Origin of the sequence: Eubacterium sp. CAG:161 (assembly GCF_000432355.1) — a bacterium.
Lineage (GTDB): Bacteria > Bacillota > Clostridia > Lachnospirales > Lachnospiraceae > Eubacterium_G > Eubacterium_G segne.
The window spans coordinates 173,151-179,606 of record NZ_HF991872.1 but is presented as its reverse complement, the minus strand read 5'-3'; the positions used below and the strand labels follow the sequence as shown (position 1 = coordinate 179,606).

General features: G+C 39.1%; 5 protein-coding genes. All 5 read left to right on the top strand.

Annotation, left to right across the window (positions count from 1 at the left end; genetic code table 11):
- Positions 1–117: 117 nt before the first annotated feature.
- A complete protein-coding gene (gene truB / locus Q5O30_RS08655) occupies positions 118–1,026 on the top strand; it encodes a tRNA pseudouridine(55) synthase TruB (RefSeq protein WP_021953358.1) in 909 nt (302 codons plus the stop codon).
- 45 nt (positions 1,027–1,071) lie between these two features.
- Complete coding sequence (locus tag Q5O30_RS08650) at positions 1,072–1,992, top strand: bifunctional riboflavin kinase/FAD synthetase (protein ID WP_021953357.1); 921 nt, start codon at positions 1,072–1,074, stop codon at positions 1,990–1,992.
- Positions 1,993–2,607: 615 nt separating this feature from the next.
- Positions 2,608–4,695: a SpaH/EbpB family LPXTG-anchored major pilin gene (locus Q5O30_RS08645; protein ID WP_302674665.1), complete on the top strand. Its 2,088-nt coding sequence runs from the start codon at positions 2,608–2,610 to the stop codon at positions 4,693–4,695.
- A complete protein-coding gene (locus Q5O30_RS08640; protein ID WP_021953355.1) occupies positions 4,685–5,563 on the top strand; it encodes a class C sortase in 879 nt (292 codons plus the stop codon). Before Q5O30_RS08645 ends, Q5O30_RS08640 begins: the two co-directional genes overlap by 11 nt.
- Positions 5,526–6,281 carry a class B sortase gene (locus tag Q5O30_RS08635; protein WP_021953354.1) on the top strand — a complete coding sequence of 252 codons (756 nt, stop codon included), beginning with the start codon at positions 5,526–5,528 and terminating at the stop codon, positions 6,279–6,281. The genes Q5O30_RS08640 and Q5O30_RS08635 overlap by 38 nt, the downstream gene beginning before the upstream one ends.
- Positions 6,282–6,456 lie beyond the last annotated feature (175 nt).

Genomic DNA, 6,456 nt, shown 5'->3' with positions numbered 1-6,456 from the left:
GGCGGACATGTAAGGGCTGCCGGATTTGAAGTAAAAGGCACTTTAGATGAAGTGGTTGCAAAGGTATTGTCATCAATAAAAGAAGATTTGTAATGAATATTGATAAGGAATAAATATATGATTAATGGTGTAATTAACGTATATAAAGAACCGGGTTTTACATCTCATGATGTTGTGGCAAAACTTAGGGGAATTTTAAAACAGAAAAAAATAGGTCATATGGGCACTCTTGATCCTAATGCGGTGGGAGTGCTTCCCGTATGTTTAGGCAAGGCAACTAAGTTGTGTGATATTTTATCTGAAAAGGATAAAACATATAATGCAACATTATTGCTGGGGTTAGATACAGATACCCAGGATACTTCAGGGGAAGTAATAAGTAAGGCGGATACTGATAGTATTATGGAACTGTCAGAGGATAAGGTTTTTGAAACCATAAAAAGTTATATTGGCGATTACGACCAGATTCCACCAATGTTTTCAGCCATAAAAATAGGTGGTGAAAAGTTATATAATCTGGCAAGACGTGGAGAAGTTATTGAGAGACCTGCAAGACATTGCAGAATAATTGATATAACGGTAACTAAAATGGAACTTCCAAGGGTTGATTTACATGTTACATGCTCTAAGGGAACATATATCAGAACTTTGTGTCATGATATAGGAAAGGACTTAGGAGTTGGTGGCTGTATGGAGAAGCTGGTGCGAACCAAGGTGGAAAGATTTAGTGTTGAAGACAGTATAACCCTAAAGCAGATTGAAGAATTCAGAGATAATAATACATTGGAGGATTATATTACACCGGTGGATGAAATGCTGGGAAATTATTCAAAATGCATGGTGTCTAAAGGCGCTGAAAAGCTTGTATATAATGGTAATATTTTTACATCCGGAAATACATTTTTAAAAATGAACCATGAAGATGGACAGATTGTAAGAGTGTATACTTCTGAGGGAGAATTTATAGGATTATATAAGTTTAACAGCGAAAAACAGATATATAAACCGGTGAAGATGTTTTTATAAGGCTTGTAACAGGGCATATTTCACGTAATTGATTAAGGAGAAAATATGCAGTGTATTTCAATAACTGATAATATAAAACTAAAGAATACAATTGTTACAATAGGAAAGTTTGACGGCATACATAAGGGTCACGAAAAACTCTTTGAGGAAATAAGGAAAAATGCCAATGGAAGGCAGAAGGTTGTATTGACCTTTGAAACCTCTCCTAAAGCTTTTTTAGAGGACAATGCCAACAAGACTATTGTAACAGAATCGGAAAAGCAGATGCTTTGCAAACAACAAAACATTGACGTGTATATGAAGATGCCCATGAAAAAAGAGTTTCTTGCATTAACACCTGAAATGTTTGTTAAGGATATTTTAAAAGAAAAAATCGGTGCCACAACTATAGTTTGTGGAACGGATTTTCACTTTGGAGCAATGGCTAAGGGGGATGTGGAGTTCCTTCGCAGTAACCAGAAAAAATATGGATATAATCTGATTGTGGTGGAAAAGGAGCAGTATCACAACAAAGATATTAGCAGTACATCCATTAGGGAGAAAATATCAAAAGGTGATATGGCAGAGGTTAATGAGATGCTGGACCATCCTTATAGTGTTATTGGAAGGGTTGAGCATGGCAAACAGCTGGGAAGAACAATAAATTTCCCTACAGCTAATATTATTCCCGAGGCAGTAAAGTTGTTGCCGCCTAACGGTGTTTATAGAACCAAGGTGGTTATAAATGGCGAAAAATTTGACTCCATAACCAATGTAGGGGTAAATCCTACAGTGGAAAGTGGAAAGAAGATAAAGGTTGAAACTAATATTTTGGATTATGAAGGAGACGTATACGGTGAAATAATACAGGTGTTATTTTTTGATTTCATAAGACCGGAGAGAACCTTTAGTAACATGGAAGAGTTGAAGCAGCAGATACAGCGAGATACAGAAAAGTGCAGAACTCTTGCAGGAAGAAAAAATTAAATACAGTAAAATCAGAACACATGTAGTGGTTGTAATGTAATGTCAGCCTTACATGTGTTTTTTTTGCCTAAAATAGAAAATATTTATTATGAAGAGTATGATGTCTGCTAATACATCCCAATTTTTTATCACTACGCAATTTATACTTATCAAAACCCACAATCTAATAGAAAGTTACAAAATATTTATAAAAAATAACAAAAAGTGATTGATTTACTATAAGAAATGATGTAGTATTAAAAATGTACCAAGTATCATATGATATATAAATACGCGTAATATCAAATAACACAATCACATAAAAAGGTACAAACATATAATGAATATGTGAATGTAAAGTATGTACATTAAAAAATTACATGTAAATATTAAAAGTTTATTGGATTTAAATCAGAAAATTTCCGACGCATGCCGGAAGTGACATTTCATAATAGGAAAAATTTAGACCAGGTGTAGTGGGCTTAGTCGGAGAACCGGACAGCCATGTTAGACGGTAGCTTAATTTTAAGGACAGCTTAACTTCGTAGATTGTTCAGTTCTTTGTTTGCATCTACTATATAGCACTGGTTTAGATTTACAACTATTAGTAAATATTTTGAATATGATAGTTAAATTATGGAGGAATATTACGTGGTAGTAGTTAAGAAACTTATTTCAGCATTAATGAGCATGGCGCTTATCATGTCGCTGTGCATGGGTTCAGTGGTTTTTGCAGATGATACAACCATTGACAGTACCAAAAAGGGAAGCATTACTATACACAAGTATGACATGACCGCAGCAGGTAATGACAGTGTTGACACCGACAGCTTTGTGTCAGACGGAAAGAAGAACAGTGCAGCGGAAGATGCACTTAAGAAATATGCCATAAAGGGCGTTGAGTTTACATACATAAAGGTCGGAGACATCGCTCAGGATGAGGACAACGGTGTGGTAAGCATTAAGTATGAAATACCGGAAGAACTTCAGACAATTCTTGGTTTATCAGACAGTGACAAAAAAATAATAAATGGAAAAAGCTATTTTACATCAGACAAAATCAACAGTGCATTATCAGACACATTAAAAAAGGGCATTGAAGCAAAGAACAAATTGGAGGAGTATGCAAAGGGCGGAACAGCAATGGACCTTACATCAGACACGGGTGTAACATCAAAGGACAATCTTGACCTTGGACTTTACTTAATTGTTGAGACAAAGGTTCCTGAGGAAGTGGTATCAACAACAGACCCGTTCTTTGTTTCCATTCCAATGACAAATTCCGAGGGGAACGGATGGTTTTATGACTTAAACCTTTATCCTAAGAACCAGACGGGAAATCCCACAATAGAAAAGCTCGTAAGAAATGCAGAAGGTAAAAATGCAACAGACGGCTCAAAAACAAAGCAGGATGACTCATACATTGTAACGGATAAGGATAAGACAGACTTTGCGGGAAAAAGAAGTGAGTATTCATATGACTCCTCAACCACCGCATCAGAAGGTGACATTTTAGATTACATCATAGTATCAAAACTCCCACACATCACAACTAAGGCAACATACCTTACACAGTACAGATTTGTTGACACATTATCAAAGGGAATAGAATACGAAAAGGACAGCGTGCAGATAGCATTTTATGAATCAAATCCTGAAACATGGGCGGCTGACATAAAGGCTCATGACAGGGGAAGTCAGGTAGGTGACGTAAAGACATATGACCCTGACGTAAACGGAGAGGACGGAAAGAATGCATCAGTAAATGACCTTACAAAGGCTACTGCAGTATGGAATGTTGCATCAGACAACAAACTTGCAAAAATTACAACAGGCAGTGGAAAGGATGACGCATCAACACTCACGGTTGACGTGACAGACAAGGGACTTAAGGAAATCAATGAGAAGTATTCAGATTACTACATGGTTGTGTATTATCAGGCAAGGGTAAATTCCGACGCAACCGCAGTGCTTGGTGACAGCGGAAACCCGAATGACGTATCACTTGCATGGAGCAGAACATCAGAAGGATACTATGATACATTAGAGGATGAGGCAACAGTATTCATTTATGGACTTGACATCACAAAGACATTTTCAGACAACGGCGGAAATGCGGAGAACGTAAGCTTCATTCTTTACAACGTAACAGACGGATACTACGTTGTTGCAGACAACAGCGAAACAGTTGGTGACAACAAAACATATTATGTAACAGGAAAGACAACAGACAGGAACAAGGCAACATCACTTGTTCCATCAAAAAAAGGCAAGTTGCTTGTTTACGGACTTGAGGGTGACAGCTACGAGCTTACGGAAACAAAAACGGATGACGGCTACACACTGCTTAAGGACCCGGTTAAAATTGAAGTAACACCTGCAACACAGGATATTCAGTCTGCACTGGCAGGACATAACGGAATGGAAATCAATGAGGCAGACAGGAAGAATCCGACATCAGGAAAGGGAAGACCTGCAGGAAAGGTTGACATGGCAAGAGGAGACGTGGTAAGTGCAACGGCAAAAGTGGGCGGAAAGAACGCCACACTGTCAGCAGACGGCACTTCAGCCAATGCGATTGCAGGAATAAGCGTCGTAAACTCAAAGAAATGGAGTCTTCCACAGACAGGGGGACAGGCAATAAGACTTCTCCCGGTACTGGGACTCTTAATTGCGGGAGCAGGAATAGTTCTCACACGTAAAAAGGAAAAGGATGAAATTTAGAAAATTTCTCTTAAGGAAAATGATACCCGCATTAATCATTGCTGTTGGGGGGTTAATTGCGGCATACCCCTATATAAGCAATGAGATTTATAAAAACCGTGCATCATCAGTGATAACATCAAGTGAAAAAAGCATAAGCAGTACATCACAGAAAAAACTTGATGAAATAAGAAGGCAGGCGGACAAGTATAACAGTGAACTGGTAAACAGGGTTGGAGTGCTTCATGACCCATTTGACACTGATGTAATAAAAAAGGCACCAAAGGGCTATGAAAGCCAGCTGTCAGTGAACGGGAGTCCCGTAATGGGAGAAATAGTGATACCACAGATAGACGTGAAACTTCCCATATACCACGGAACGTCACAGACGGTGTTAGAGGCAGGGTGTGGCCACTTAGAGGGCACCTCACTTCCCGTGGGAGGAAAAAGCACCAACAGTGTCATAACGGGACACACGGGGCTTAGAAACAAGAAGCTGTTCACGGACCTTGAACTGTTAAGTGTGGGGGATGTCTTCTACATAAGGGTTCTGGGAGAAAGGCTGTGTTACCGTGTGTGCGAAATAAACGTCGTACTGCCAGGGGACACGGGAAAACTCTCCATCAGGGATGGAGAAGACCTGTGTACCCTTGTGACCTGCACGCCTTACGGAGTGAACGACCACAGACTTCTTGTAACCGGAAAAAGATGCAGTGACAACGCAGTAAGTGAAACAACCACGAAAAAAAGGCGGACATCACAGTGGATGAGGGAATACGAGACATGCATAATCATCGGACTGTTCCTTTCATTGTTGCTGGTGATAACCGACAGGATTGTAAGGAATAAAAATGGCAGAAAAAAGAAAAAAGGCAGGGACAGTGCTTAGAAGAGTGGCATTACTGCTTTTCATCATTACACTGATTGTGTCATTGTTTTATCTTGGAAATGACATAAGGGACTTATACAGCGTAAAACTTAAGTACATAAGGATTGAGAATGATGCAAAGGATGAAAAGACGAAAACCATTGACTTTGAAAGGCTGTGGAAGATAAATCCGGACATTGTGGCATGGATAGATATAGAAAACACGGGCATTTCATATCCCGTTGTAAGGGCCAAAAGCAATGATGAATACCTGTACAGGGACATTGAGGGCAATTACAGCATTTACGGTTCAATATTCCTTGACGAAAGGCTGCATGACACTGAGATAATAAAAAACAGAAACAACATCATTTACGGACACAACATGGGAAGCTGGACCGGTGTAATGTTCGGTGAACTAAAGGAATACCTTGACAGCTCTTTCCTTAAGGGACATGAGAGTGTAACGCTGTACACACCGGACATAACACTTCACTACACCATCGCATCGGTAATGCACGCAGACATTTCATCAGGAGTGTATGAAACAGACGTAAAGGTTGATTACGGAAAGTGGATTGAGGAACAGATTAACAAGTCACTTTATCCGTGTGCAGGTTTAAGCGAAAGGGAAATGAACAGGTGCAAAAGAGCCCTCACCCTTTCAACATGCGACACAACCCATGACAACAGTGAGAAGATAGTTGTTTTCTGTGTGGAAAGTAAAACAGATGATTAAGGCATGGTAAACAATAAAAAGCAATAAGCAATAAATAATAAGTAATAAGTAATAATAGTAAGAATTAAGCATAAAAGCCCCGTTAAGAGTGAAAAGGCACGGATTAACGGGGACATTAAGAAATAAGGCAACAGACAAACAGATGAGGTGGGATTTATCCCATACTCAATTAACA